The sequence below is a fragment of the Methanoculleus sp. UBA430 genome, assembly GCF_002506585.1.
Classification (GTDB): domain Archaea; phylum Halobacteriota; class Methanomicrobia; order Methanomicrobiales; family Methanoculleaceae; genus Methanoculleus.
The window spans coordinates 1-23,643 of record NZ_DAXW01000016.1 but is presented as its reverse complement, the minus strand read 5'-3'; the positions used below and the strand labels follow the sequence as shown (position 1 = coordinate 23,643).

General features: G+C 60.5%; 24 protein-coding genes and 1 tRNA gene. 12 read left to right on the top strand and 13 right to left on the bottom strand.

All coding sequences use genetic code 11. The features are described 5' to 3' along the window. From BRA49_RS11835 to BRA49_RS11805, 7 genes are all read right to left on the bottom strand, one after another. Entirely contained in the window at positions 1-2,142 is a 2,142-nt protein-coding gene (locus BRA49_RS11835) for a class I SAM-dependent methyltransferase (RefSeq protein WP_292386304.1), read from the bottom strand. Between the two features lie 13 nt (positions 2,143-2,155). After that, positions 2,156-3,196, bottom strand: a complete 1,041-nt coding sequence (locus BRA49_RS11830) for a biotin synthase BioB (RefSeq protein WP_292386303.1) — start codon at positions 3,194-3,196, stop codon at positions 2,156-2,158. Beyond that, the gene (locus BRA49_RS11825) at positions 3,193-4,731 is read right to left on the bottom strand and encodes a coproporphyrinogen-III oxidase family protein (protein ID WP_292386302.1); all 1,539 of its coding nucleotides are present in this window, start codon (positions 4,729-4,731) and stop codon (positions 3,193-3,195) included. Before BRA49_RS11825 ends, BRA49_RS11830 begins: the two co-directional genes overlap by 4 nt. An 89-nt stretch (positions 4,732-4,820) precedes the next feature. After that, a complete protein-coding gene (locus tag BRA49_RS11820) occupies positions 4,821-5,480 on the bottom strand; it encodes a TolB family protein (RefSeq protein WP_292386301.1) in 660 nt (219 codons plus the stop codon). Positions 5,481-6,186: 706 nt separating this feature from the next. Next, positions 6,187-6,259, bottom strand: a tRNA-Asn gene (locus tag BRA49_RS11815). 39 nt (positions 6,260-6,298) lie between these two features. After that, entirely contained in the window at positions 6,299-6,598 is a 300-nt protein-coding gene (locus BRA49_RS11810; protein ID WP_292386300.1) for a hypothetical protein, read from the bottom strand. Between the two features lie 23 nt (positions 6,599-6,621). Continuing rightward, positions 6,622-6,855, bottom strand: coding sequence for a hypothetical protein (locus BRA49_RS11805; protein ID WP_292386299.1), 234 nt, complete (start codon positions 6,853-6,855; stop codon positions 6,622-6,624). Positions 6,856-6,914: 59 nt separating this feature from the next. Here BRA49_RS11805 and BRA49_RS11800 point away from each other — a divergent pair, with 59 nt between their 5' ends. The 6 genes from BRA49_RS11800 (at position 6,915) to BRA49_RS11775 (ending at position 11,978) form a co-directional block, all read left to right on the top strand. Beyond that, a complete protein-coding gene (locus tag BRA49_RS11800; RefSeq protein WP_292386298.1) occupies positions 6,915-8,045 on the top strand; it encodes a M24 family metallopeptidase in 1,131 nt (376 codons plus the stop codon). Further along, positions 8,042-8,923, top strand: coding sequence for a type II methionyl aminopeptidase (map, locus tag BRA49_RS11795; RefSeq protein WP_292386297.1), 882 nt, complete (start codon positions 8,042-8,044; stop codon positions 8,921-8,923). Before BRA49_RS11800 ends, map begins: the two co-directional genes overlap by 4 nt. A 44-nt stretch (positions 8,924-8,967) precedes the next feature. After that, a complete protein-coding gene (locus BRA49_RS11790; RefSeq protein WP_292386296.1) occupies positions 8,968-10,257 on the top strand; it encodes an ATP-binding protein in 1,290 nt (429 codons plus the stop codon). Position 10,258: 1 nt separating this feature from the next. Further along, positions 10,259-10,984: an MBL fold metallo-hydrolase gene (locus BRA49_RS11785; RefSeq protein ID WP_292386295.1), complete on the top strand. Its 726-nt coding sequence runs from the start codon at positions 10,259-10,261 to the stop codon at positions 10,982-10,984. 71 nt (positions 10,985-11,055) lie between these two features. After that, the gene (locus tag BRA49_RS11780; protein ID WP_292386294.1) at positions 11,056-11,334 is read left to right on the top strand and encodes a DNA-directed RNA polymerase subunit L; all 279 of its coding nucleotides are present in this window, start codon (positions 11,056-11,058) and stop codon (positions 11,332-11,334) included. Between the two features lie 5 nt (positions 11,335-11,339). Then, positions 11,340-11,978, top strand: coding sequence for a class I SAM-dependent methyltransferase (locus BRA49_RS11775; protein ID WP_292386293.1), 639 nt, complete (start codon positions 11,340-11,342; stop codon positions 11,976-11,978). Here BRA49_RS11775 and BRA49_RS11770 read toward each other — a convergent pair. Beyond that, the gene (locus BRA49_RS11770) at positions 11,959-12,576 is read right to left on the bottom strand and encodes a translation initiation factor IF-2 subunit beta (RefSeq protein WP_292386292.1); all 618 of its coding nucleotides are present in this window, start codon (positions 12,574-12,576) and stop codon (positions 11,959-11,961) included. The genes BRA49_RS11775 and BRA49_RS11770 overlap by 20 nt on opposite strands. 96 nt (positions 12,577-12,672) lie before the next feature. On the opposite strand from BRA49_RS11770, the gene purL reads away from it, so the two are divergent. After that, positions 12,673-14,745, top strand: coding sequence for a phosphoribosylformylglycinamidine synthase subunit PurL (purL, locus tag BRA49_RS11765; protein ID WP_292386291.1), 2,073 nt, complete (start codon positions 12,673-12,675; stop codon positions 14,743-14,745). On the opposite strand, the gene BRA49_RS11760 is transcribed toward purL, so the two are convergent. Continuing rightward, a complete protein-coding gene (locus tag BRA49_RS11760; protein WP_292386290.1) occupies positions 14,739-15,233 on the bottom strand; it encodes a flavodoxin family protein in 495 nt (164 codons plus the stop codon). The two genes, purL and BRA49_RS11760, sit on opposite strands and share 7 nt — an antisense overlap. A gap of 54 nt (positions 15,234-15,287) precedes the next feature. After that, the gene (ilvC, locus tag BRA49_RS11755) at positions 15,288-16,277 is read right to left on the bottom strand and encodes a ketol-acid reductoisomerase (RefSeq protein WP_292386289.1); all 990 of its coding nucleotides are present in this window, start codon (positions 16,275-16,277) and stop codon (positions 15,288-15,290) included. 127 nt (positions 16,278-16,404) lie between these two features. On the opposite strand from ilvC, the gene mptA reads away from it, so the two are divergent. The 5 genes from mptA (at position 16,405) to frhB (ending at position 21,435) form a co-directional block, all read left to right on the top strand. Beyond that, complete coding sequence (gene mptA / locus BRA49_RS11750) at positions 16,405-17,346, top strand: GTP cyclohydrolase MptA (protein ID WP_292386288.1); 942 nt, start codon at positions 16,405-16,407, stop codon at positions 17,344-17,346. Between the two features lie 225 nt (positions 17,347-17,571). After that, positions 17,572-18,939, top strand: a complete 1,368-nt coding sequence (frhA, locus tag BRA49_RS11745) for a coenzyme F420 hydrogenase subunit alpha (protein ID WP_292386287.1) — start codon at positions 17,572-17,574, stop codon at positions 18,937-18,939. 10 nt (positions 18,940-18,949) lie between these two features. Then, entirely contained in the window at positions 18,950-19,510 is a 561-nt protein-coding gene (gene frhD / locus BRA49_RS11740) for a coenzyme F420-reducing hydrogenase, FrhD protein (protein ID WP_292386286.1), read from the top strand. A 265-nt stretch (positions 19,511-19,775) separates the two neighbouring features. Next, positions 19,776-20,537, top strand: coding sequence for a coenzyme F420 hydrogenase subunit gamma (gene frhG, locus BRA49_RS11735; protein WP_292386285.1), 762 nt, complete (start codon positions 19,776-19,778; stop codon positions 20,535-20,537). A gap of 10 nt (positions 20,538-20,547) precedes the next feature. After that, positions 20,548-21,435, top strand: coding sequence for a coenzyme F420 hydrogenase subunit beta (frhB, locus tag BRA49_RS11730; protein WP_292386284.1), 888 nt, complete (start codon positions 20,548-20,550; stop codon positions 21,433-21,435). Positions 21,436-21,760: 325 nt separating this feature from the next. On the opposite strand, the gene speD is transcribed toward frhB, so the two are convergent. From speD to BRA49_RS11715, 3 genes are all read right to left on the bottom strand, one after another. Continuing rightward, entirely contained in the window at positions 21,761-22,207 is a 447-nt protein-coding gene (speD, locus tag BRA49_RS11725; RefSeq protein ID WP_292386283.1) for an S-adenosylmethionine decarboxylase, read from the bottom strand. A 556-nt stretch (positions 22,208-22,763) separates the two neighbouring features. Beyond that, positions 22,764-22,919, bottom strand: coding sequence for a C2H2-type zinc finger protein (locus BRA49_RS11720; protein WP_292386282.1), 156 nt, complete (start codon positions 22,917-22,919; stop codon positions 22,764-22,766). Beyond that, positions 22,916-23,512, bottom strand: a complete 597-nt coding sequence (locus BRA49_RS11715; protein ID WP_292386281.1) for a DNA polymerase ligase N-terminal domain-containing protein — start codon at positions 23,510-23,512, stop codon at positions 22,916-22,918. Before BRA49_RS11715 ends, BRA49_RS11720 begins: the two co-directional genes overlap by 4 nt. Positions 23,513-23,643 lie beyond the last annotated feature (131 nt).

Genomic DNA, 23,643 nt, shown 5'->3' with positions numbered 1-23,643 from the left:
TCAGTCCTGCTGGAAGACCAGCACATACCGCTGGGGAACGAACTGTCTGGAATCCACCAGCCGAAACCCGTAGTACTTCAACTGGGAGATGACGAGTTCTTTGGCGATGGCGGAGCCAAAGTACGCCACGATGGAAGGAGGCGTTATCGCGTTATCCACGACCACAAGTCGCCCGCCTTTCCGTAAAGCCCTCTTTAAACTGAGAATGAATTCGTCTTTTACGAACTCAAGAGACGCGATATAGACAGCGTGGTACATCGAGCACATGAAGATGGTATCGACGCTGTCAGGCGGCAGGCCGGCGTCATTCAGGCGCGCCTGAATGGCCTCTATATTCAGCCCGAATTTGTCGCGAGCCGTCTCCACGTAGGCAAGCGCGTTTCTGTTGATCTCGGTCGAGTAAACCCTGCCGGTCTTGCCCACCATCCGGGCGAATTTGAATGAAAAAAATCCGAACCCACAGCCGATATCGGCAACCGATTCGCCCTCACGGATGTTCAGATAATCGAGCATCTTGCCGGTCTTCTCCCACGAGTCCCGGTTAGGGTTGTTAAAAGAGATAAACTCGTTCCACTCGTTGAGCTGGTCGAAACTCACTTCATTCCCTGAATACTCGTAGATGACATCGTGGATCTGTCGGCGTGCAAATGTGTCGTCCATTCCCGGCATCTCTGGATCTGGTTGCGCCAGATCGTACTTTATCCGGAGATATTTCTTCAACAGCGCAAAGTCGTCGTCCGCCAGGGTGTGGAAATACTCGGCGTCAAGCGAATCGGCAAGCATCTCTGCCTGCTTCTCTTCCGGCGCCAGGAGATACCTGCAAAACCACTCAAAAACAGTATACTCGTCGCCGATCCGCTCCTGCGGGATCAACTCCCTGTATGCAGTAAGTGCAGCGGCGAGACCGGTCTCATCCCTGCTTTCAAGCGCCCCAAAAAAGAGCCTGGCGGCTTTCTTGCCCAGAACGGTATACCCTTGCGACGCGGTGCCGATCATGCGGTAGCGGATGAGGGAGAGCGGCGAGGTGATCTTAATGGTCTGCACGGATGCCTCATCGGCAAACACCGCCGGGACTGCAGGCGGTGGATCCGCAGGAGCCCGGGGTTTGCTGGCCTGTTTAAACTCAAGGATGTAGCGCTGGGCGGTGAACTGGTACTGCAGCAGGAGCTCAAAGCCGTAGTGCCACAGTTGGCTGATGATCATATCACGGGAGATGTACGGCCCGTGGTATGGCAGGTCCGTGCCTTCGACGAGATCGTTGTCCACGATGATGAGACGCCCGTCTTCTTTCAGGTAACGCTTGATATGCTCGATAAAGAGGTCCCGTTCCCTGTCCGTGAAGGCCGCATAGAGGATGTGGTATAGCGAACAGAGAAAGATCACTTCGGCTTTGACGGGTTTATCGAGGCCCCACCCGTCCGCCCGATATTGATACACGCCCACGTTGCCGATCTGATATTGTCGTATGTAGTCATTAGCGAAGTTAATATGCTGCTCGTTCGTCTCAATCCCATAGACATGTCCCGTTCTGCCGACGATATTGGCAAACTTGAATGTGAAATACCCCGGACCGCATCCAAAATCTATAACGCTGTCACCTTCCTTGATGCCGAGTTGATAGATGTTCTCACCGATCTTATCCCAGCGCTCGCGATCGGGATTGTTGAAGAGGATGAAGTCTTCAAGAAAACGGAGTTTCTCTTTGGCTTCATGGCCTGCGCTCTCGTCGTCGACGAAGTGATATTTCAGTTTAAGATAATCCCGTAAATTCGCGTAGTCGTCACGTACCAGGAGATCGACCCAGCTAGCGACGAGCGGATACGAGAGAAAGTTCGTTTTCTGGGTCTCCGGGGCGAGAAACAGCCTGGAGATCCACTGCAGTGCCGTGTACTCGCCCCCAAAATTCTCGTTAGGAATAATATCGTCGTAGATGTCAATAGCCCGCCTGAGCGACTCCTCGCGACCTGTGTCCAGGTAGTCGAGGATCTCCCGTGCTGCAGCCTTCCCCCCCTCGGTGATATCGAAGGAGTCAAGGCTCCCGATGTGGATAACCGAGGCTTTCGACCGGACATTCAGCGTAGCAGCAGAATCCAGGTCTGCGTCCCCCGATACCGGGGAGGTTTCCGGATGGCTCTCGACCATACTGCTCCTCTCCTCACGAATCGCCCTTCGACGATGCGGAGTTCGACGCAGCAATCCTGAGCTGAATCCCGAGATCCACGTCTAATCCGGCTGATTTAGCCGTCTCGATAGCGTGGTTGAGCGTTACGATGAAGCGGTCTTGAGCGTAGATCCTGTAGTTCTCCCGATAGGAATGCGGGGTGAAGTTGATGGTCATGACGTTCGCTCCTGCATTCAACCCCATGAGCTGACCCCCGGGTCGGACGTACTCCAGGGCGCTGACCGATGGGATCAACGCATCCTTCAGTCCGATGCGCAGAATGGCCATCGTGTTGAGCGTGAGGTTGAGATCGCCGAGAGCCCGGTCCTGGAGCGGCGTTCCCGGGTTGGGTATGAAGGGGGCCGCGCTGACGAAATCCGGCCTGAATTCAAAGGCCAGGCGGATATCTGAAAGCAGACTTTCGATCGACTGCTGCGGCAGCCCGACGATATTACCCGTCCCGATCTTCATGCCCACATCCCGTATCCACTTCATGCACTGGAGCCTCCGGTCGAGCGGTCCATGCGTGATCGCATGGTACAGGCCGGCGTCGGAGGTCTCGTACTTCATGATGAACGAGCGGGCTCCCAGTTGTGCAAACCGTTCGTAGGTCTCGCTGCTGCGCTCACCGACATTTAAGAGAACTTCTGCCCCCAGATCGTGTGCGATTGCAGGGATGACCTCGTTCAGGATTGCGTCGCAGTGCCGGTCCTGCCCTGCCTGGAGAAAGATCGTCGTGATGCCGACATCCCGGATCTCCCCGGCAACGGCCAAGATCGTCTCCGCATCGAGCCTGAACCGGTCCAGAGACCTGTTGCTTCGGCGCATTGCACAGTAGTCGCAGTCCTTCTGACAGATGTTGGAGATTTCGATGACGCCGCGGAGTTTCACCTCATCGCCCGAATAACGGTGCCGCACTGACCTTGCCTGCCGGAACAGCTCCTGCTGCAGGTCCCCCGTTGAGGTCAATAAGCGTAAGAGTTGTCGGTCGCCCATCGAGAGGATGGACGAGCCCGGCAACTGCTGATCGTTCATGGACGACCGCACCTCCGGGGGTCGTCCGCAACGTCGTCTGCCGGGATGGCGCCGGACGTTGCAGGAGGGCCGGTGCTTCCCAGGGCATCCCGGGGAGTGTTGTCGGCGTAAGGGTGCAACGGTCCGGGCGCATATGCATCGCTTGAGAACGGCATGAACTCATTCGCGTTGAACTGCTCGACCACTTCATCGGCAACAAACGCGCCTAACTCCGTGAGGCGGACGATGTTCTGATTCTCCACGATCAACCCAAATTCCTTCAGTCGGGCGACCTTGGCTCTGAAGACGGTATCGAAGGGGATCCCCGTCACTTCCTCAAAGCGGGCTTTCCTGAGCTCGCTGTTCTTGAGCGGCAGAACCGTTGCCCACCGCACCTGAGCCTCCCTGTCGCGGACAATGCCGCGGTTCAGCGGGAGACTTCCTTTCTCGATCCAGGCGTAATACTCGTCGAAATGCTGCGTATTCAGTCCGAATCTATCCCTGAGACTGCTGAACGCTGTAATCCCGAATCCAACCTGGTCGTAGAGCATGCAGCACTGGTTATAGGCATAGTGCGAGTAGTGCTCCTTCTTTTTCGAGTAAACACGACGGAGATTCTCCTGGAAGCCATGCCTCCTGAGGATCTCGATGGCAACCTGCTTCATCATCATGGTGTCCTCAAACGGCGGGATGCTGAGCGGATCCTTTCTCCGGAGTCTGACGACGCTACCGTGGCGGTCCCCATATGGAAGAACTTTCAGGCGGTAAAGCTGTATCTCGTCTACCGGCAACGTGACGGCCTTCTCCATGACGGCAATCCAGTTTTCCAGGGTTTCTCCAGTATGACCGAAGATAAACTCTATGTTGAGTTGATAGCCGAACCGGCGGCTGTTCTCGATTGCCTCGATTGCGGTCCGGGCATCGTGGGGCCGGTTCATGGCCTTCAGCACACTGTCGTCGAGCGACTGCACGCCGATAGTCAGGCGATTCGCACCGTACTCCATCATGATGCGTAAACGCTCAAGGCCGACGCTTCCGACAAGCGTGCCGGGGTCGACGTCGTAGTTAAACTGGCTGCACTGCCTCAGATCGACCCGTTCGCAGAAGAACCGGAGAAACCGTTCCAGCTGTTCCGGGGCAAGGGAGGTGGGCGTACCACCACCGATCAGGATTGATCTGGCCTTGATACGCCCGATGCCCAACCGGGCCATGTAAGTGTCCATCTCCCGTTCCAGGGCAGTCAGGTAACGGTCCTTCTCCTCTGTCTGCTCTCCCAGTTTGACCGGATAATGGCAGAAAGTGCAGTGCTGCTTGCAGAACGGGAAATGCACATAGATGTCGAGGAGTTCGTCCTCAGGCAGGGTATAGCCGGCAAAGAGCTCATCTTCGGTGATGGGAGCATACTGTGTGATGGGCGGGTAATGGACCGAGGGGACGAAATCCCCGTCATGGCATATGAGGCCTGCAGCCTGCAGTTTCTTGATCTCGTGCAGACGTTGCATGGCTCCGGCCAGGATCTCCCGGCAGTCTCCTGAACAGTTCTCTTTCAATTGCATCACTTTCCTTCTGATAACGTATCGGGGCGGGTCCTGCTGCCGCTAAGAGATCCCCGGTGCCGGCAGCAGGCGGGTGCCATCTGGGTTCATCAAACAGGCGGCCCCACAGGTTGTGCCGGAGTGGCGCCTCCGTACCGGGGTTGCGCCGGGAACTGGGACTGTGTCGGGGTGACGCCTCCGGGCGGGGTCACGTTCCCCGTCGGACCTCCGGACAACTCCAATTTATAGACATTCCACCCGGTTTCGTTTTCAGCGCTCCAGACAACGGTATTCCCGAAGATCGAGGGGTGTCTCTCGACGGCCGCATCGTTGGTCAGCAATACCTGCGCACCGGTCGTGAAGTCATAGAGGTTGAGATCCCACTGGTCGTTGAAATTCTGGCTCCAGATAAGCCGCTTGCCATCGGTGAACGGATCCATCTTCTCCAATGGATCGTCCGAGATCTGCTGGACCTCGCCGTTGGTGAGGTTATACAGGAAGAGATCAGTCTGCCCGCTGACATTGTCCACCCAGACGACGATGTCGCCGCCGATAGTTGCCTGTGCCGGGCCTATGGTCGACGCTATGACCTGAACACTGAGGTTCTCAAACCCCGGCGGGGGGAGACTCCCGGTCCCGTTCATTCCGCCAGGGACAGTCACGTTACCGGTTATGTTCGATCCGCCAATATCGGCGGCGGACGCGACTGCAAGAAGAGCAATAATAAGAAAAACAACTAGAGTTACATGTCCTGCGCTTATATATTTCATGTCGGTTCACCTTCGAGTTTTTCCTTCTGGACCAGAGGATACATCCGCATGAGGGAAGGCAAAACAGATCTACGCATATCCACGAAGAGACTCGTCAGAGAAGGGATTGTGTGATCGAGAAGCAGAATATTGGTCCGTTTCGGGTTTTACATGAGCAACAGGTGGGGATATACCCCCGGGGGTTGTGCAGATCACCCTCATACATCCAGAGAATACACATGAGTGTATATATATATTTCTGACAAAATAATATATAACGCATATATCATGAATGGCAGGGAAGCGAAGGTGCCAGGAACGTCCGGGATCGCTTCCGAATAGAACGCCTGTTATTCGGATGAGCCGGTGCCGGCAGCAGGCGTCGGGCCGTCCGTATGTACGCAAGGCCCCTACAGGATGGCTGGATAATCGGATCTGTAAGGGCGTATCAGGGACCCATCGTTGCAACCTTATAGGGAGGTTGTCCCAAAAGGATCTGTGAACCACCGGTATACCCTGGTTGAAACATTTATATCTTCGGGATCTGCCATCTAAACCGTATTCGGGACTAGAAGGGTGAAACGGCTTTCCATAGGGTATCGCCACGCGGGGAAGGGTCCGGGAGGAGGACACCCCCTCCCGGCAAAGGTGTTTTGGGACAAACTCAAGGAGAAAACAGGGATTAAGCCCGTTACCGTTATTATGACAGTAACAGGAAAAAGAATGACGCCGCCAACAGGACTCGAACCTGTGACATGCTGGTTAACAGCCAGCCACTCTACCAACTGAGTTATGGCGGCACTGGAACAAGTGCTCTATAATGTCTTGTCTGAACCGTATTAAACATTACGGGAGTTCTCCTGCTTGATGCTGACGAGGAGATCGATCAGTCCGTCGACCTCGCCCTCGAGACCCGAAAGAAGGTCCGCCGCGAGCGGCGTCGCCACCGCGCCCGCCGGCGAAGCCCGGATGTAGCCTTCCTGCTCAAGAATCCGCAGCGAATAGCGGACCCGGTGATAGGGGAGGTCCAAGACCTCGGAGAGCTTCATGATGCCGATGGGCTGGTGCTCCACGACCGCCCGGATCACCTCAAGGTGCCTTGAGAGGAGTTCGATCTCGGATCTGAGTTTAGCCAGCATACCTATCAAATACTCTTTGCGCGTTACGGTTGTTCGTGCAGCCAGACCTTTGCCTGGGTGTACCGCTTCCGGAACGATACGGCAAAGACCGCCCCGACAGCAAGGAGAAGAATGCCGATAGCAAGGCCGATGGTTCCCTCGGGCGCGAACCGGAGGAGGACAAAGACACCCATGGCGAAGCAGAGGACGATGACGTTTAACATGATCGTCAGCATGGCAAACTTAGCCTTGAAGACCTGTTTGGTTGCCTCATCCATTATTCATACTTCAACGTGGTGGTAAAAGTACTTGTGGTTTCAACAGAAGAGCTGGTAGAATGAACGGACTGGATTCTGCTATCCGGGATGCCGGGGCAGCAGCATACGCAGCCTACGGATCGTCTGCAGATGCCAACGTGCGCTACCTCACCCGGTTCCGCACCACCGACCCCGTGGTCTACGTGGCAAAGCCCGGCGAGCGCGGGATGATCGTCGTCCCGCAGATGGAGCACGAGCGGGCGGTCCGGGAATCGATTGCAGCGGTCGTCACCCGCGCTGACGCCGGCTACCTCGAGCACGTCAAAGCCGGGGAGACGCGCTGGCGGGCGACCGCCCACATGATTGCAGACCTCGCCGCCGGTCCCGTCCTCGTCCCCGCGACCTTCCCGCTCGCCCTCGCCCGCGAGCTCGAGTCGTTTCACCCGGTTCTCCTCGACGAGAAGGGAGCAGTCGAGGGAATCCGGGCGGTCAAGACCCCCGACGAAATCGACCGCATCCGCTCGGTCCAGCGGGTCACCGAGGCGGCACTGGAACGGGGAATCGCCCTCATCCGCGCCTCCGTCCCGAAGGGAGGCATCCTGTACCGCAACGGTGAGCCCCTCACCTCTGAGGCCGTCCGTGCCACGATGCACGCCCTCCTTCTCGCCCACGGCTGCCGGGGAGTCGACACCATCGTCTCCTGCGGCCCCGACACTGCCCTGCCGCACAACGAAGGGTTCGGGCCGCTCCAGGAGGACGAGCCGATCGTCATCGACATCTACCCCCAGGACGAGCGGAGCGGCTACCATGCCGACATGACCCGGACGGTCGTGAAGGGCGAGCCGTCACCGGAGATCCGCGAGATATACGAGGCGGTCCGGGACGCAAAAGCTCTCGCGGCTTCAATGGTCAGGGCCGGGGCCGTCGGCACCGACCTCTACCGTGCTACGGTCGAGTTCTTCCGCGACCGCGGCTACGAGAGTGACATGCGCGGGTTCACCCACAGCCTCGGCCATGGGGTCGGGCTCGAGGTGCACGAGGACCCGTCGCTCGGACCTCAGGGCGGAGCGCTCGTCGCCGGGAACGTCATCACCATCGAGCCGGGGCTCTACTACCCCGGCATCGGCGGCGTCCGCCTGGAGGACATGGGTGCCGTGACCCCGGACGGCTTTGACCGGTTCACCCAATACCCGGAAGAGCTCACGCTATGATCATGGATGATGTTGTCTACGACGCCTACCGCGAAGCAGGAGCGCTGGCACAGAAAATACTCCACCGGGGCGCGGGGCTCGTGAAGGAGGGGGCAGGCCTCCTTGAGATGGTCGAAGCGACGGAAACGATGGTGACGGAGGAGGGAGCGTTCCTCGCCTTCCCCTTGAACGTCTCCTTCAATGAGGCAGCGGCCCACGACACCGCCATGCCCGGCGACGAGCGGGTGTTTGCCCGCGGAGACCTGGTCAAGGTCGACCTCGGCGTGCATATCGACGGCTACATCGCCGACACCGCCATGACCGTCGACCTCGGCGACCACGGTCCGCTCGTCGAGGCATCACGCTCAGCGCTCGAGGCGGCGATCGCCCTCGTCCGCCCGGGGGTCGCCACCGGGGAGCTCGGGGCGGCCGTCCAGGCAACGATCGAGGAGCACGGCTACAAGCCGGTCGCAAACCTCACCGGGCACGGCCTCGACTGCTACAACCTCCACACGAGGCCCACCATCCCGAACGTCGCGATGAGCGGCGGGGCTGTTCTTGAGGAGGGGATGGTCTTTGCCATCGAGCCCTTCGCAACGACGGGGTCGGGCAGGGTCGGCGAGGCGACGCGCGTGGAGATCTACCAGCAGATCGCAGCCCGTCCCGCCCGCCTGCCGTCGGCAAAGCGGATCCTCGAGACGGCGCGGCCCCGGCGCGGCCTACCGTTCTCCCGCCGCTGGATCCCCGGCGACAAGGTCGAGATCGGCCTATCCACCCTCGTGCGGGCCGGAATCCTCCACCCCTTCCCGATGCTGCACGACGTGCCGGGATCGTTCGTCTCTCAGGCGGAGCACACCCTGATCGTCACGGAAGAGGGATGCGAGGTCACCACCCGTTGAGCTACGCTTATTGATATCGCGCGCCAATATGTCTGTTCATAGATATGACCAGCGAAACGGGTACGCGTGACGTCCTCGGCATCATGGAACTCCTGCTCACCGCGGAGATATTCAACCGAAACGAGGACCTCGGCATCAACGACCTTCACCCGCGCTGTCGGGAGTTCTTCGGCGCAGGAAGCGGCGGGAGCACCGAGGTGAAGCGCCCCCTGATCGTGAGCGAGGGGGCGCTCAAGAAGGTCTTCGGCACCCCGGATGCCGTCTGCCAGAGTGTCCGCAAAAACCCGTTCGTCGGTTACGACGACTTCGGGCAGCGCCTGAGCCTGCCCTCGCTCGACGCGGCGGCGGGATGGTTCCTCAAGAAGGGCGGGGAGGAGAGGATCGGTGAGAACCCGGTCCTCGCATACTTCTTCGAGGGGAAGGACGGGACTGCCGTTAGGTACCAGGATGTCCGGACAAAGAACCCCCGGTTCGAGGACACGAAGGAGTACATGGAGGCAAAGGTCTCCCGACTCATCGCCGGGAGCGAGGAGATGCGGGAGGCCCGCGACCTGATCATCATCAGCGCGCCGGACGAGGTCGAGTTCTCGCTCGCGAAACTGGTCTGCACACCGCGGCAGGAGGAGATCGTCAGAAAGATCGGCGTCGCACTCGAACACCGGGATTTCTTAAAGGAGCACGGCATCTACGAGTTCGGCCGGCTCCTCTTCGTCGGCCCGCCCGGGACCGGGAAGACGTCGCTCGCGCTCGCGATGTCCCGTGCGCTCCACATGCCGGTGCTCGAGGTCCGTCTTGCGATGGTTACCTCGCAGTACCTGGGCGAGACCTCCAAGAACATCGACAGGATCTTCGACCTCGCGAAGAAGCTCGCCCCCTGCATCCTCTTCATCGATGAGTTCGACTTCGTCGCGAAGACCCGGGTCAGCGACGACCACGGCGCGATGAAGCGTGCCGTGAATATGCTCTTAAAGAACATCGACCAGATCAGTTTCGTCAAGAACGGCGTCCTCCTCATCGGGGCGACGAACCATCCCCGCATTCTCGACGAGGCGGCCTGGCGGCGGTTCGACGAGGTCGTCGAGTTCCCGCTCCCGGACAGGGAGATGCGGCAGGCGATCCTCGCAAAGGTCGCCGCTACAATCGAGTGCGACTGCGACTTCTCGGACCTCGCCGCCCGGACGGAGGGGTTCTCAGGCTCCGACCTCCGCATGATGATGAAGGAGGCAGTGATGTCGGCGCTGATGGAGGACCGGCGCCGCGTCGACCCGGCGGACATCGAGCAGGGTCTCCTCAGGGTCGAAGAGCGCAACATCATCCGCGGCATCGGTTACTGATATGCAGATCACATTACTTGGGACCGGCGACGCCATCGGGACGCCGAAGGTGGGGTGCAACTGCGAGAACTGTCGGGGGATAACGGCGGCAGGAAGATCAAGGCTCCGGACGTCCCTCCTCATCGAGATTGAGGGAAAGCACATTCTTATAGAATCCTCGCCGGACCTCCGGCAGCAACTCCTCCGGGCCTGCTCGCCCCACATCGACGCGGTCCTCTGGTCCCACGGCCACTACGACCACTTCATCGGCTTTGGTGAATTCTATCGGGTGCAGAAGGTGCCGCCGGCCTACGCACCGCCCCCGGTGATGGACTACTGCTCCGGCTACCTCCACTTCCTCTCGTTCGAGAAGCACCCGGTCCCGGTCTACGAGCCCTTCGACCTCTTCGGGATCACCTTCACGTTCTTTCCGGTGAACCACCCCCCGGTCTACACCTGCGGTCTCCTCTTAGAGCACGACGGTGTCACGGTCGCCTATACCGCCGACACGCGGGAGGATATCCCGAGGGCGAGCCGGGACCTCCTCTGCGGCGCCGATATCGACCTCCTCTTCGTGGACGCCATCGCTCCCGAGAGCTACAATATCACCAAGCATATGAACTACGCCGAGGCGGTCAGGTTCGCCAGCGACGTCGGGGCGCGGGACTACCGATGCGTCCACATGAGCCACATGGTCCCTCCGGACATGCCGCACGCGGGATACGATATGGAGACGTTCTGCTGGTGATGGAGCCGACGTCCCCGACCACACCCATACTTATAATCCCTTCCGGGCCCAACCATAAAGTGCGTATGGCCATGAAACTCAAACTTCTGGAGTTGACTGACGACAAGGCCCGGATCCTCTTTGAAGGCGAGGCCAACACCTACATCGACGCGCTCGCCGCCGAACTCATCCACGACCCCAAGGTGGATGTGGCACAGCGCAGGCAGGCGTTCCGGTTCACCGACCCCGAACTCTTCGTCACCACGACCGGCGGCCGGTCACCTCTTCTTGCAATCACGGACGCGGCAAAGCGGCTCTCCGGCTACGCCGGCGAACTCCTCGGACAGATGAAAGCCCTCGATACCGCATAACCCCGATGAAGAAGAGCGCCGAAGGCTTCGCCCGGATCGCCCGGGAAGTCTTTGCCCCTATCTACCCCGTCATCGCGGAGCAGGTGCTCGCGTGGTCGGGAACACGGGATGGGATCGCCCTTGATATCGGGAGCGGCCCCGGCCTCCTCTCCGTCGCGCTGGCGGAGAAGAGCAATCTCTCTATGATCGCTCTCGATACCGACCCGGCGATGGCCCGGATCGCGCAGGAGACCGCAGCCGGTTGCCCGGATCGAGTAACCCCGATCATCGGCGACGTCCACTGCATGTCAATTCGCGACAACGCCGTCGTGCTCATCGTCAGCCGCGGCTCGATCTACTTCTGGCACGACCGGCCGCAGGCGTTCCGCGAGATCGAGCGGGTCCTCCGCCCCGGCGGCGTCGCGTTCGTCGGCGGCAGCTTCGGGACCCCCGCGCTCCGCGAGACTGTCTTTACCGAGATGCGGCGGCGGAACCCCGAATGGGACCGGGATATCGCCCGAAGAAGCGGGGGGGCGACCCCGGGGACGCTTCAGCGGGAACTAGCAGAGAGCGGTGTCGCCCACGCCCGTATCAGGGAAGAAGAAGAGGGGTTGTGGGTGGAGATCCGGAAGGACCCGACCTCCTCTATTCGGCACGCTCGGTAAAGATGATCGTCCCGGCGATCCGGGTGATCTTGATCTTCACCGTCTGACCCGGTTTTGCGTTCGCGACGTACATTGTGTAGCGGTCGATCTTCACGACGCCGTCGCCGCGCTTCGAGAGGAACTGCGGGGTGACGTCCATGATGGCGCCCTCGGTAGGTTTCGCCGCTGCGTTCGGGTCGAACGTCGACTTCCGCTTCCGGACAGGCCGGTGACCGCCGCAGGCGTCGCACCGCAGCGTCAGGACCCGCTCGGTCTTGACGAGGCGGGTATCGGGCTTTCCGCACTCGGAGCAGATGACGTAATCCTCGACGTAGCCCCTGATGATCGTGTTAATCTGCTCCTGCTCGAACTTCCCGGAGAAGACGGCCCGCGTCCCCTCAACCTTGCCGGCAGTACCGAGCTCGCCGAGGAGGTGCTTCATCAGGTGGTCCGGGTCGCGCCGGAGGGTGTCTGCGATCTCGGCGAAGTTCTCAAGGACCGTCGTCTTCCCCTCGATGAAGACGCGGGCGACAGGGACGGTGAACCGATCTTCAAACTCCGTCGGCTCCGTGATATTGGTATAGGCCTCCTTCAGAAGGTCTTCATATGACGGGGTCATACCCCAGTATTGGTCGCGTCACGTCAAAAAGTGAGTACCTCATTCTCTGGGCCTGCACCACGTTTATGTAGATGGGTCACTCATCAGGTTCACCGTATGGTATCGGTTCAGGACCTCGCATTGCTGCATAGAACCCTCGACCGCGACGTAACCGACGTCGAGGCCGCCTGTTTCGAGAACCTCTGGAGCGAACACTGCAGTTACCGGTCCACGAAACACCTCCTTAAGACGCTGCCGACAGAGGGAAGCGAGGTGCTGCTCGGGCCGGGGGACGATGCCGCCATCGTCCGGTTCAGCGAGACCTGTGCCCTTGCCGTCGGGATGGAGAGCCACAACCATCCCAGTTACGTGGACCCCTACGACGGCAGCGCCACCGGCGTCGGCGGGATCGTCCGCGACGTCCTCTCGATGGGCGCCCGCCCCATCGCCCTGATGGACCCGCTCTACTTCGGCCCCCTGGAGAGCGAGAAGAACCGCTACCTCATGGAGCAGATCGTCGCCGGGATCGGGGGTTACGGCAACTGCATCGGGGTGCCGGTCGTCCGGGGCGAGCTCACCTTCGACCCCTCCTACTCGGGAAACCCGCTCGTGAACGTCGTCTGCGTGGGCGTCGTGCATCCCGACAGTTACATCACCGCCCGGGCCAAAAGGCCGGGGAGTCGGCTGGTCCTTGTCGGCTCTTCGACCGGGCGAGACGGGCTTGGGGGGGCATCGTTCGCCTCGCGGGATCTCGCGGAGGATGCGGAGGCCGCCGACCGGCCGAGCGTCCAGGTCGGCGACCCCTATACGGAGAAACTCCTCATCGAGGCGATCCTCGCGATGGCAGGGACCGGCAAGGTCCTCTCCTGCCGCGACCTCGGGGCGGCGGGGCTTGCCGGGGCCTCAAGCGAGATGGCGAGTACGTTCGGCGCCGTCATCCACGCCGACCGGGTCCACCTCCGCGAACCCGGGATGGTGCCGCGGGAGATCATGCTCGCCGAGTCGCAGGAGCGGATGCTCATCGAGGTCGCGCCCGAGGACGTCGGCCTGATGGGGGCGATCGCGGAGAAGTACGACCTCGTCTGGAGCGATATCGGCGAGGTGATCCATGAACCCCGCTACACCGTGCGGTTCCGCGGTGAGACCGTGGCCGATCTCCCGATCGCTCTGCTCGTCGGCGGAGCGCCGCTTTGCGCCCTGGAGATGAGGCCCTATTCGGCGGAGACACCGTTCTCCCGCCCGGCGGCGCCGGTAAAGGACCTCGCCCTCGCGGTCCTCGCCCACCCCGACGTGGCCCGCAAGGACTGGGTCTACGAGCAGTATGACAAAGAGGTCCAGCTCCGGACGGTCTCGTTTCAGCACGACGCCGCGGTCCTCCGCCTGGAGGGCAAAGCCCTCGTCCTCTCCTGTGGGTGCAACCCCCGGCACATATACCTCAGGCCCCGCGAAGGGACGGCGAACGCCGTCGTCGAGAACGCGAGCAACCTCGCCTGCCTCGGCGCCGAGCCGCTCTGCATCCTCGACTGCCTCAACTTCGCGAGCCCCGAACACCCGGAGGTCGCCTGGCAGCTTGAAGAGGCCGTCCTCGGCCTTGGGGATGCGGCGCGGAGGATGGGAATCCCGGTCGTCGGCGGCAACGTCTCGCTCTACAACGAGAGCGACGAGTTCGGGACGGCGATCAAGCCCACGCCCTCGCTGGGGATGATCGGGCGCGGGGAGGTCAGGGAGTGGACGGCGCCCGCCGAAGGCGACCTCCTCGCCCTGATCGGGCGGACTTCGCCCGACTTCGGGGGGTCGGTCCTCGACGCCGTGACGGGATGCGGCGGTCCGGCGCCCGGGGCGGCAGATCCGGCCGCGGTCGGTCTCGTCCGGGAGCTGGTTCGGGATGGCCGGGTCACGGCCGCGACCGATCTCTCGCGCGGCGGCCTCCTTGCGGCGCTCGCGAAGTTCGCACCCCGGGGGGACGTTTCGCTCGCCGGCGACCCCGTCGAGGCGCTCTTCGCCGAGACCTGCGGCCGGTTCCTGGTCGCGGCGAGAGACGAGGCCGTTCTCGCCGGCGTGGAGCACCGGACCATCGGCACGGCCGGCGGCGATGCACTCATTCTCCGGTTGAGGGATGGGACCGTCAGTATCGCGCCGGCAGAAATGGAGACGGCGCTCTCTGCAACGACCCGGCTGATGCGTTACTGAACGATCGCCCTTTTTTCAGACCCCCGGACGAGATCGGCCAGGGCGTCCACCGCCGCCCCCTGCCGCACGTCCCGCACCGTGAACGCGACCGCGCCCCGGACATCGGCCCCCCGGCCGGCAAGCATCTCTGAGATCCTCTCCAGCGTCTTCCCCGGCATCCCGCCCGACGTGCAGAAGACGACCGCGGCCTTCCCCTCGATGCCCACAAGGGCGCTGATCGCCGCATTCACCGCAGGCGTCGGGCTCCTCGCCCAGACAGGGGTCCCGACGACGACGGTATCGTAGCCGGAGACGTCGATCGTGGCGGGCTCGATAACGGCGCGCTCCTCCCGCATCGCACGGGGAGCGCCTCTGAGATACATCCCCACCTTCGAGTAGCTCGCAAGATCCCGTACCGCGACGAGATTCCCGCCGACCACCGCGGCAAGCCGTTCGGCGACGGCCCGGGTGTTGCCGGTCTCCGAATGATAGATGATGCAGACAGCCATACCGGAGGGTACGGCAGATTGATATAAACGGGTGTCGGCCGGAAAAAAAGGGTGTTACTTCTTGAACTGCGGCATGAACGAGCGGAGTTCCTTCCCGACCTCTTCGATCAGGTGCTCCTCGTCCGCTCTCGTCAGCGCGTTGAAGACCGGGCGGTTCACCATGTTCTCAAGCATCCACTCCCGCGCAAACCTGCCGTCCTGGATCTCCTCGAGGATCTCCTGCATCGCAACGTAGGTCTCCGGGCCGATGACGCGCGGTCCCCGCGTCAGGTCGCCGTACTGGGCAGTGTTGCTGATCGAGTCGCGCATCTTCGTGAACCCACCCTCGTAGATCAGGTCGACGATGAGTTTCGTCTCGTGCAGGACCTCGAGGTAGGCCATCTCGGGCGCATACCCCGCATCCACCAGGGTCTCGAACCCGGCCTTGATGAGGGAGGTGATCCCGCCGCAGAGGACCGCCTGTTCGCCGAAAAGGTCGGTCTCGGTCTCCTCGGCAAACGTCGTCTCGAGCACCACCGCGCGGGTCGCACCGATCCCCCGGGCGTAGGCGAGCGCGATGGCGTGCGCCTTCCCCGTGGCGTCCTGGTGGATGGCGATGAGGGCCGGAACGCCTTTCCCCTCCTCGTAGGTCCGCCGGACCATGTGGCCGGGGCCCTTGGGGGCGACCATGACCACGTCGACGGTGGGTGGGGGGACGATCTGGCCGTAGTGGATGTTGAACCCGTGCGAGAACATCAGGCAGGTGTTCTCTCTGAGGTTGGGACTGATCTCGGTGCGATAGATCGCAGCCTGGTTCTCATCGGGGAGGAGGATCTGGACGATTTCGGCACGCTTGACCGCGTCTGCCACGGGGTAGACGTCGAAGCCGTCTTCTGATGCTCTCTGCCAGCTGTTGCCGGGCCGCAGGCCGATGACGACCCGGCAGCCGGAATCACGCAGGTTCATTGCCTGGCCGCGACCCTGGGAGCCATAGCCGATGACGGCGATGGTCTTGCTCTCCAAGGCGCGGGGGTTCACGTCGGACTCGTAATATTTCTGCACCATAGGTTCTCACTTCCGATAGGGCAGCAGACCTGATAAATATACTATAAAAGTGATCCGGTTGTTGGGAGGGTCATTTTAAGGTTGATGAAGAGAAACTCTGATCACCATAGATTATTGAGGATTTGTGATGGAACTGCCAGATGTCCAGTCCAGCCTGCCGGAGGTCCGTATCAATCTGACCAGGGTGGGTGTAAAAAACGTTCAAAAACTTGTTGAAGTCGCCCGACCTGGCAAACGGCCGGTCATCTTCATCTCCATGTTCGACGTCTTCGTCGACCTGCCGGGAAGCCTCAAAGGTGCGAACCTCTCCCGGAATTTCGAGGTGATCGATGACGTGCTGCAACAGGCCATCGATGGGAACGTAACGGAGATTGAAGAACTCTGCAGCGCCGTGGCGCGCAAACTCCTGGACCGGCACGAATACGCCGAGCGGACCGAGGTCAGGATGCGGAGCAAATTCATGGTCCGGCGGGAGACCCCGGTCAGCGAGACGAGCTGCCATGAGGTCGTGAATGTCCACGCGAGAGCCGTAGCCCAGAGAAACGACGGAAACCCGATCATCCGAAAGAGCATCGGTGCCGAAGTGACCGGGATGACCGCCTGCCCCTGTGCCCAGAACATCATGAAGGACCATGCCCTGCATGTCCTCGAGAACCTCGGCGTGGCGGACGACAAGATCGACACGTTCTTCAAAGAGGTGCCGATGGCCACGCATAACCAGCGCGGGCGGGGGTTCCTCTGCATCGAGATCGACGACGACCAGCACATCAGCCTCGAGAAGATCATCAAGATCCTGAAAGATTCCATGAGTGCGCGCATTTACGAACTTCTCAAGCGGGGCGACGAGAGTTATGTGGTGATGGAAGCCCACAAGAACCCACGGTTCGTCGAGGACTGTGTCCGCGAAATGGCCCGCAAAGTGATCGCGCAGTTCCGGGATCTCCCCGGAGACTCAGTAATTACTATAAAGCAGACGAATGAAGAGAGCATCCACCAGCACAATGCCTATGCGGAGCGAAAGGCGACGATAGCGGAGCTCGTCGCGGAGATGGACGAAGGCGCGCTGTAGGTCAGAAATTATAGCACTTTTTTTATATAAAGTTAATATATTTTGATATTCCGTGTTACTATATATAGATAACATAATATTCTGGGATTCGCCCAAGCGAAAGGTATAAACTCTGTTTTCTTCATAGTTCCTCTTGACGTACTCACGTACGTTTCCAGTACAAAATTGTGTGGTAACACCGGTATAGTGTTCAGAACATCATAATATCGGAATGAGGCGATATAGTTGTCGAAAGTTGTAGAAATTTCCCCAACAACGAGACATGAAGGCCACTCAAAGCTCGTTCTGAAGGTCAACGATGAAGGCATCGTCGAGCGTGGAGACTGGCTCAGTATCACCCCGGTCAGGGGTGTCGAGAAGCTCGCCATCGGCAAGACGATGGAGCAGGTTCCGAAGATCGCATCTCGCGTCTGCGGTATCTGTCCGATTGCGCATACCCTGGCGGGTATCGAAGCGATGGAGGCTTCCATCGGGTGCGAGATTCCCGAGGATGCAAAACTCCTGCGTTACATCCTGCAGTGTGCCAACAGGATGCACAGCCACGCCATCCACAACATCCTCTCCCTCCCGGACATGTACATCCCCGGGACCGACGTGAAGATCAATCCGTTCACCAAGGAAGAACCGGTCAGGAGCGTCGCTCTTCGGATCCAGCGGCTCCGTGAGATCGGGCAGACCATCGGTGAGATCGTCGGCGGGGAGGCAATCCACCCGAGCAACCCCCGCGTCGGCGGCATGTACAAGAACATCAGCCCGCGTGCGAAAGCAAAGATCTACGATCTCGCGAAGGAATCCAGGGTGCTTGCTCAGGAACAGATGGAGTTCATGATCGCGGTCTTCCGGAACTACCAGAAGCGCGACTGGGCTGAGGTCGGCGGCGTTGAGGTCCCGATCCCGAAGGAACTCGGCTACCACAACCAGGGCTACATGGCCACCGCGCCGGTCTACGGCAGCTCGAGCCTCGACGAGACCCCGATGTGGTTCCCCGAGCGGTTCACCGAAGTCCGCCCCTGGGATTGGTACATGGGCGAAGTCGAGATCGACGAAGCCGACCCGAACTACCCGATCGGCGGCACCTCCCCCGTAGGCACCAAAGCCTGGCCCCAGATGGAGGCCTGCACCGGCGTCCCGCTCTACGACGGCCAGCCCGTCGAGGTCGGACCGCGTGCACGTCAGGCCATCTTCAAGAACTACGACGAGAAGGGCACCATCGGCCTGCAAGTTGCACGCCAGATGGAGTTCCCCGAGACCGCCTACGGCATCATCGATGCGCTCGACGCGCTCGACACTTCCGGATCGGTGCTCGCCGACGAGATCCCGCAGGGCGACGGATCCCTGGGATGGGCCGCGAACGAAGCGCCCCGTGGAACCGACGTCCACCTGGCCAAGGTCAAAGACGGTCGGGTGCAGTACTTCGGGATGCTCGTCCCGACCACCTGGAACTTCCCCACCTGCAGCCGTGCACTGACCGGTGCACCCTGGCGGCTCGCGGAAGTTGTCATGCGTGGATACGACCCCTGCGTCTCCTGTGCGACGCACATGCTGGTGATCGACGAAGACAAGAGATTAGTGGCCCAGAAACTCATTCAGTGAGCGTACACGCATGCTATTCCGTGAGATCGTGATCGCAGGATGCGGCAACCCCCTCTTTGGGGACGACGGGTTCGGCCCTGCAGTCGTCGAAGAACTCCAGAAGTTGCAACTGCCCGACAACGTCAAGGTGATCGATGCCGGCCTTGGCGCCCCTCACTTCCTCTTTACGTTGATGGAAGATGCAGAGGTGCCGGTGAAGAAGTTGATCATCATCGATATCGCCGATTTCGGCGCAAACCCCGGTGATGTGACGAAACTCCGGCCCGAAGACCTGCCCCCGGGCTCTTACCGGGATGCCCATTCGTGGGACCTTTCCGAACCACTGCAGCGATTAAAGGACGTCATCGATATCACGATCGTCGGGTGCCAGCCAAAACGTGTCGCGAGCCATGAGTTTGAACTGGGGCTCACTGAGGAGGTTGAGGAGGCCATTCCCAAAACAGTGCGTATCGTACTGGAGGAAATTGGGGTAGAATATGGGGCTGCTATCAACCATCAAGGAACGCATCTTTGGGCGCCGCCCGGAGAAACCACCGGAGAGTCCGGAGGCAAAACCGGAGAGCAAACCTGAGGTGAAACCAGCGGCGAGCGAGCCGCAGACGAAGCCAGAGGTGAAGCCCGAGGCAAAGCCTGCTGCAAGCCAGCCGCCGACGAAGCCTGAGGCAAAGCCCGAGGTAAAGACTGCGAGAAGTAAACCGCACAGAAAACCTGAGGGAAAGCCGGAGGTGAAACCGGAGGCAAAGCCTGCTGCAACAGAGCCGCAGAAGAAGCCCGCGGTGAAGCCCTCTGATGTCATTGTAGATGAAAAGGTGGAAGTTGTAAAGGAGGAAAAGCCTGTGGCAGATAAGATTACGATAGGTGAATTACACCTGAGCGGATGTACGGGATGCCTCGTGACGCTTGCGGACAACTACGAGGGTCTCTTCAAGCTGCTCGATGATTACGCCGACCTGGTCTATGCACTGACCCTGGTCGATGTACGCCACGTCCCCGAGATGGACGTGTGCCTGGTCGAGGGTTCCTGCTGTCTCAACGACGAACTCTCGGTAGAGGAACTGAAAGAGGCAAGGGCCAAGTCGAAGGTGCTCGTCGCCTACGGCGCCTGCGCGGCCTACGGCAACATCACCCGGTTCTGCCGGGGCGGCCAGTGGAACCAGCCCGGCCACGAAGCGTTCGTGCCGATCAGCGAGGTCGTCGATGTTGACCTCTACATCCCGTCCTGTCCCCCGTGCCCCCAGGAAGTCAGAAACGTCGCCGTCATGGCCTACCTGCTTCTTCGGGGCAACGACGAGCAGAAGCAGCTCGCGACCGCCTACCTGACCCCGCTGATGCAGCTCGCACAGCGCGGCAACGAGGCTTGCGGCTGCGACCTGATGTACGATGTCATCAACCAGGGGCTCTGCATGGGATGCGGAACCTGCGCCGGCACCTGCCCGGTCCGTGCCATCACCATGGAGTACGGCAAGCCGAACGTGAACCGCGACCAGTGCATCAAGTGCGGCGCCTGCTACTCGCAGTGCCCGCGGAGTTGGTTCAACTTCGACGTCATGAACAACTACGAGGCCATCATGGGCGCCATCAAGGGAGCCATGCAGTGAGGTGAGAAGAATGGACGTACTCGGTAACTACAAGTCCGCGATCTCGGCACGCTCGACCGACAAGGACATCCTGAAGAAGTCCCAGGACGGCGGTATCATCACGACGCTCTTCGCGTACGCGCTTGAAGAGGGCATTATCGACGGTGCCATCGTCGCAGGGCCGAGCGATGAGCCCTGGAGACCCGAGCCCATGGTTGCGACCTCGAAGGCAGAGCTCCTGGCCGCTGCCGGAACGCGCTACACCATCAGCCCGAACCTCTACCTGATCAAGGAAGCGACCCGCAGCTACGGTCTTGACCGCGTCGGTATCGTCGGTGTGCCCTGCCAGATCCAGGCTGTCCGGAAGGCTCAGCTCTACCCGATCGGCATGCGCGACGTCGACGACAAGATTGCCCTCGCGCTCGGTATCTACTGCATGGAGAACCTCTCCTACCAGGCGCTCGAGGCAATCGTCGAGGACCACTGCAACCAGAAGATGGAGTCCGTCAAGAAGATGGACATCGGCAAGGGCAAGTTCACGGTCTACACCGAGCGCGGTGCAGTCAGCCAGATGCCCTTAAAGCTGATTCACAAGTACGTGCAGCCCGGCTGCAACGTCTGCCTGGACTACGTCGGGAACCTCGCCGACATCTCCAGCGGGTCCGTGGGCAGCCCCGACGGCTGGAGCACAGTCTTTGTGCGGAGCATGAAGGGTAACGCAGTCTGGGACGGCGCCATCGCGGCCGGCTGCTTCGAGACGAAGCCGATGGACCAGGTCAAGCCCGGCCTCGACCTCGTCAAGAAGCTCGCGACCGAGAAGATCACGAAGAACCAGAAGAACGTGGATGCACGCAAGACAGTCGGCCTCAAGGCGGACGGAACCCCCAAGGGTCTCCGGAACCCCTACGAGTCCCCCTGAACACTTTTTTTATTCGGCATCGGTACAGTCGGTTCCGGCGAACATCCTCTCTGTACTTCCGCCCTCGTTCACGTTTCACAGCCCTCCGGCCGCCCGTCCCCCCCGGTGCTGGGAGAGGTCGTGACACGGCGAGCGTCTCCGATCGATCGAGAGGGCATGGATCCCCGGGGGTCACGGGCAAAAACTTCAGAAAACCGGAAAAACATAAAATCGAGGGTGGGGGCCGCCTCCCTTCGCAGGCCCGGATTAAGCGGATGGGAGATGGCAGCGGCTCTCTGCCGTCATAGATTATCGTTAAAGCGTTCGCCGGGTGCCGTGTTCGTATTCAGTCCCTGAACAGTACCTGGTAGGTTGCTGATTCTGCCCCAAAAAAGTTCCTGCAAAACTCTGCTGCCTTCGAAGGTTCGTATTCTTTGCAGCTGAAGATGTCGAGGTAGGCCGCATTGGTCTCGTTCGCGAAGTGACCGGAGACCAGCGACGTCTCGATGAGCTGGGTCATGGAGAATCCGGCGACTCTCTCACACGGGCCGAAGTGAATGATCTGCGGTTCGCCGAACCTGTGCATGTCGATGAGGTCGCAGAGTTCAAGGATGAACTGGTGAATCTTCTCCGCGTCCCTGATCGCCGCCGGGTCGCATCCCTTCAAATCCACGCTGGTGTACAATCCCCAACACCCGCGTTCTTTGAACTGCGTAACGATCTCGGCGTCGCTCGCTGTCTGTACCATAACGTTGTTTGCTGCAACGTTGTTTGTCATTACTTTACTAGCCATGATCTCACCTTCGAGAGGATCTCTGATCGATTGATCACTGTAATTTTTGATAGTTCAGATTTTAAACTTATCCATTGGACTAATGAGAAATAACCGTTATTTCCCGGTTAGGCCGGAGCAATCTTGAGGTATCTGAAATTCTGTGACGTATTTTTGACAGATTTTGAAATTGGTGACTTTACAGGGTTTGCTTGGCCGGGGTTATGCGAAATACCAAACAAAAATTATACTTGGTATGAAGTTTTTGAGACATCCCCTCTTTCCAGCAGCTCTCGCTCCGGGGGTCCGGGGGCAATCAGGGCCAGAGAAAATAGTTCTTTTTCCGGTACTATTTTCTGGTTTCACTTCAGAGATGAAAAACCCTTAAGTTGGGATTTGAAAACTTCCACTCCCGCACCAGCCAGAACCCCGACCGAAAGGCAACCGGGCGGTGACTACGGGGCTAACTCCCGGCAACTTCAAAGGCCGGCACCTCCACCATCTCCCGCGCACACCGGTCCTCCGTCCCACCCCCCGGAAGGGGCTTTGGGCCGGGACCCGCCGCAGGCCGGTGCCCTCACCGGATCTCCGGAGGGTGCCGGTGAGCGCGCTGAACGTGGGCGTGGAGATCTTCGAGCGTGGGGTACTGTCTGCCGCAGATCGGGCAGGTGAACTCACCCATCTCCACAGGGATATCGGGAACCCTTCCCCTTGGCAGGGGCTCGCCCGTCATCCACTCTCCTCTGCGGCTATCTCCTCGAGCGTCCGCCCGGAGACGACCGACCGGGGCTCCGTTCTGACCGGGTCCCGGCCGGGGTCTGCCTCCGCATCGTCCTTCTTCACGAGGAGCCAGGCCTCGCCCTTTCCGGTCCGGAAGCGGGTGAGGACATACCCGCCCCGGACCTTCTCTCCCTCGATCCAGACGGAGATGTGGCCCCGCCGGAGGCCCTCGACGACCCCGACCTCCTGCCCGTCCTTCTGCGTGAGGTTCCGGTAGATCCCCCGGTCCCAGACGAGGACCGTCCCCGCCCCGTAACTCCCCTCCGGGATGACGCCCTCAAAGTCGGCGTAGCCGAGGGGGTGGTCTTCCGTGGGGACGGCAAGGCGCTTCTCCTTCGGGTCGAGAGACGGCCCTTTCGGAACTGCCCAGGACTTCAGGACGCCGTCTGCCTCCAGGCGGAAGTCGTAGTGGAGCGAAGTCGCGGCGTGTTTCTGGATGACAAAGATGGGAAAGCCGCGAGCCGCGCCGGGCTCTCCCGGCGGCTCAGGCGTCCGGGCAAAGTCCCGCTTCTCCCGGTAGTCGTCAAGCGTATCCGGTCCTTCCATAGAGAGATACTCCGGCAGGATCCCGGATAAGGGTTCGCCCTTACAGATCCGGGGTTCAAGCTGAGCAAGCAAGCCCCCGGCTTGAGCCGTGGGGATGAATTGCCCCCCTTGGTCCGTCCACTTTTACCCCG

Excerpts from the sequence above, each read along its gene's own strand:
- frhD (WP_292386286.1), top strand. The coding sequence starts at position 18,950 with ATGCTATTCCGTGAGATCGTGATCGCAGGATGCGGCAACCCCCTCTTT.
- BRA49_RS11805 (WP_292386299.1), bottom strand. The coding sequence starts at position 6,855 with ATGGATGAGGCAACCAAACAGGTCTTCAAGGCTAAGTTTGCCATGCTG.
- BRA49_RS11785 (WP_292386295.1), top strand. The coding sequence starts at position 10,259 with ATGCAGATCACATTACTTGGGACCGGCGACGCCATCGGGACGCCGAAG.
- BRA49_RS11720 (WP_292386282.1), bottom strand. The coding sequence starts at position 22,919 with ATGACGGGCGAGCCCCTGCCAAGGGGAAGGGTTCCCGATATCCCTGTG.
- BRA49_RS11775 (WP_292386293.1), top strand. The coding sequence starts at position 11,340 with ATGAAGAAGAGCGCCGAAGGCTTCGCCCGGATCGCCCGGGAAGTCTTT.
- map (WP_292386297.1), top strand. The coding sequence starts at position 8,042 with ATGATCATGGATGATGTTGTCTACGACGCCTACCGCGAAGCAGGAGCG.
- ilvC (WP_292386289.1), bottom strand. The coding sequence starts at position 16,277 with ATGGTGCAGAAATATTACGAGTCCGACGTGAACCCCCGCGCCTTGGAG.
- mptA (WP_292386288.1), top strand. The coding sequence starts at position 16,405 with ATGGAACTGCCAGATGTCCAGTCCAGCCTGCCGGAGGTCCGTATCAAT.
- BRA49_RS11800 (WP_292386298.1), top strand. The coding sequence starts at position 6,915 with ATGAACGGACTGGATTCTGCTATCCGGGATGCCGGGGCAGCAGCATAC.
- BRA49_RS11715 (WP_292386281.1), bottom strand. The coding sequence starts at position 23,512 with ATGGAAGGACCGGATACGCTTGACGACTACCGGGAGAAGCGGGACTTT.
- BRA49_RS11790 (WP_292386296.1), top strand. The coding sequence starts at position 8,968 with ATGACCAGCGAAACGGGTACGCGTGACGTCCTCGGCATCATGGAACTC.
- BRA49_RS11770 (WP_292386292.1), bottom strand. The coding sequence starts at position 12,576 with ATGACCCCGTCATATGAAGACCTTCTGAAGGAGGCCTATACCAATATC.
- BRA49_RS11760 (WP_292386290.1), bottom strand. The coding sequence starts at position 15,233 with ATGGCTGTCTGCATCATCTATCATTCGGAGACCGGCAACACCCGGGCC.
- BRA49_RS11780 (WP_292386294.1), top strand. The coding sequence starts at position 11,056 with ATGAAACTCAAACTTCTGGAGTTGACTGACGACAAGGCCCGGATCCTC.
- purL (WP_292386291.1), top strand. The coding sequence starts at position 12,673 with ATGGTATCGGTTCAGGACCTCGCATTGCTGCATAGAACCCTCGACCGC.
- BRA49_RS11825 (WP_292386302.1), bottom strand. The coding sequence starts at position 4,731 with ATGCAATTGAAAGAGAACTGTTCAGGAGACTGCCGGGAGATCCTGGCC.
- frhB (WP_292386284.1), top strand. The coding sequence starts at position 20,548 with ATGGACGTACTCGGTAACTACAAGTCCGCGATCTCGGCACGCTCGACC.
- speD (WP_292386283.1), bottom strand. The coding sequence starts at position 22,207 with ATGGCTAGTAAAGTAATGACAAACAACGTTGCAGCAAACAACGTTATG.
- BRA49_RS11835 (WP_292386304.1), bottom strand. The coding sequence starts at position 2,142 with ATGGTCGAGAGCCATCCGGAAACCTCCCCGGTATCGGGGGACGCAGAC.
- BRA49_RS11830 (WP_292386303.1), bottom strand. The coding sequence starts at position 3,196 with ATGAACGATCAGCAGTTGCCGGGCTCGTCCATCCTCTCGATGGGCGAC.
- BRA49_RS11820 (WP_292386301.1), bottom strand. The coding sequence starts at position 5,480 with ATGAAATATATAAGCGCAGGACATGTAACTCTAGTTGTTTTTCTTATT.
- BRA49_RS11810 (WP_292386300.1), bottom strand. The coding sequence starts at position 6,598 with ATGCTGGCTAAACTCAGATCCGAGATCGAACTCCTCTCAAGGCACCTT.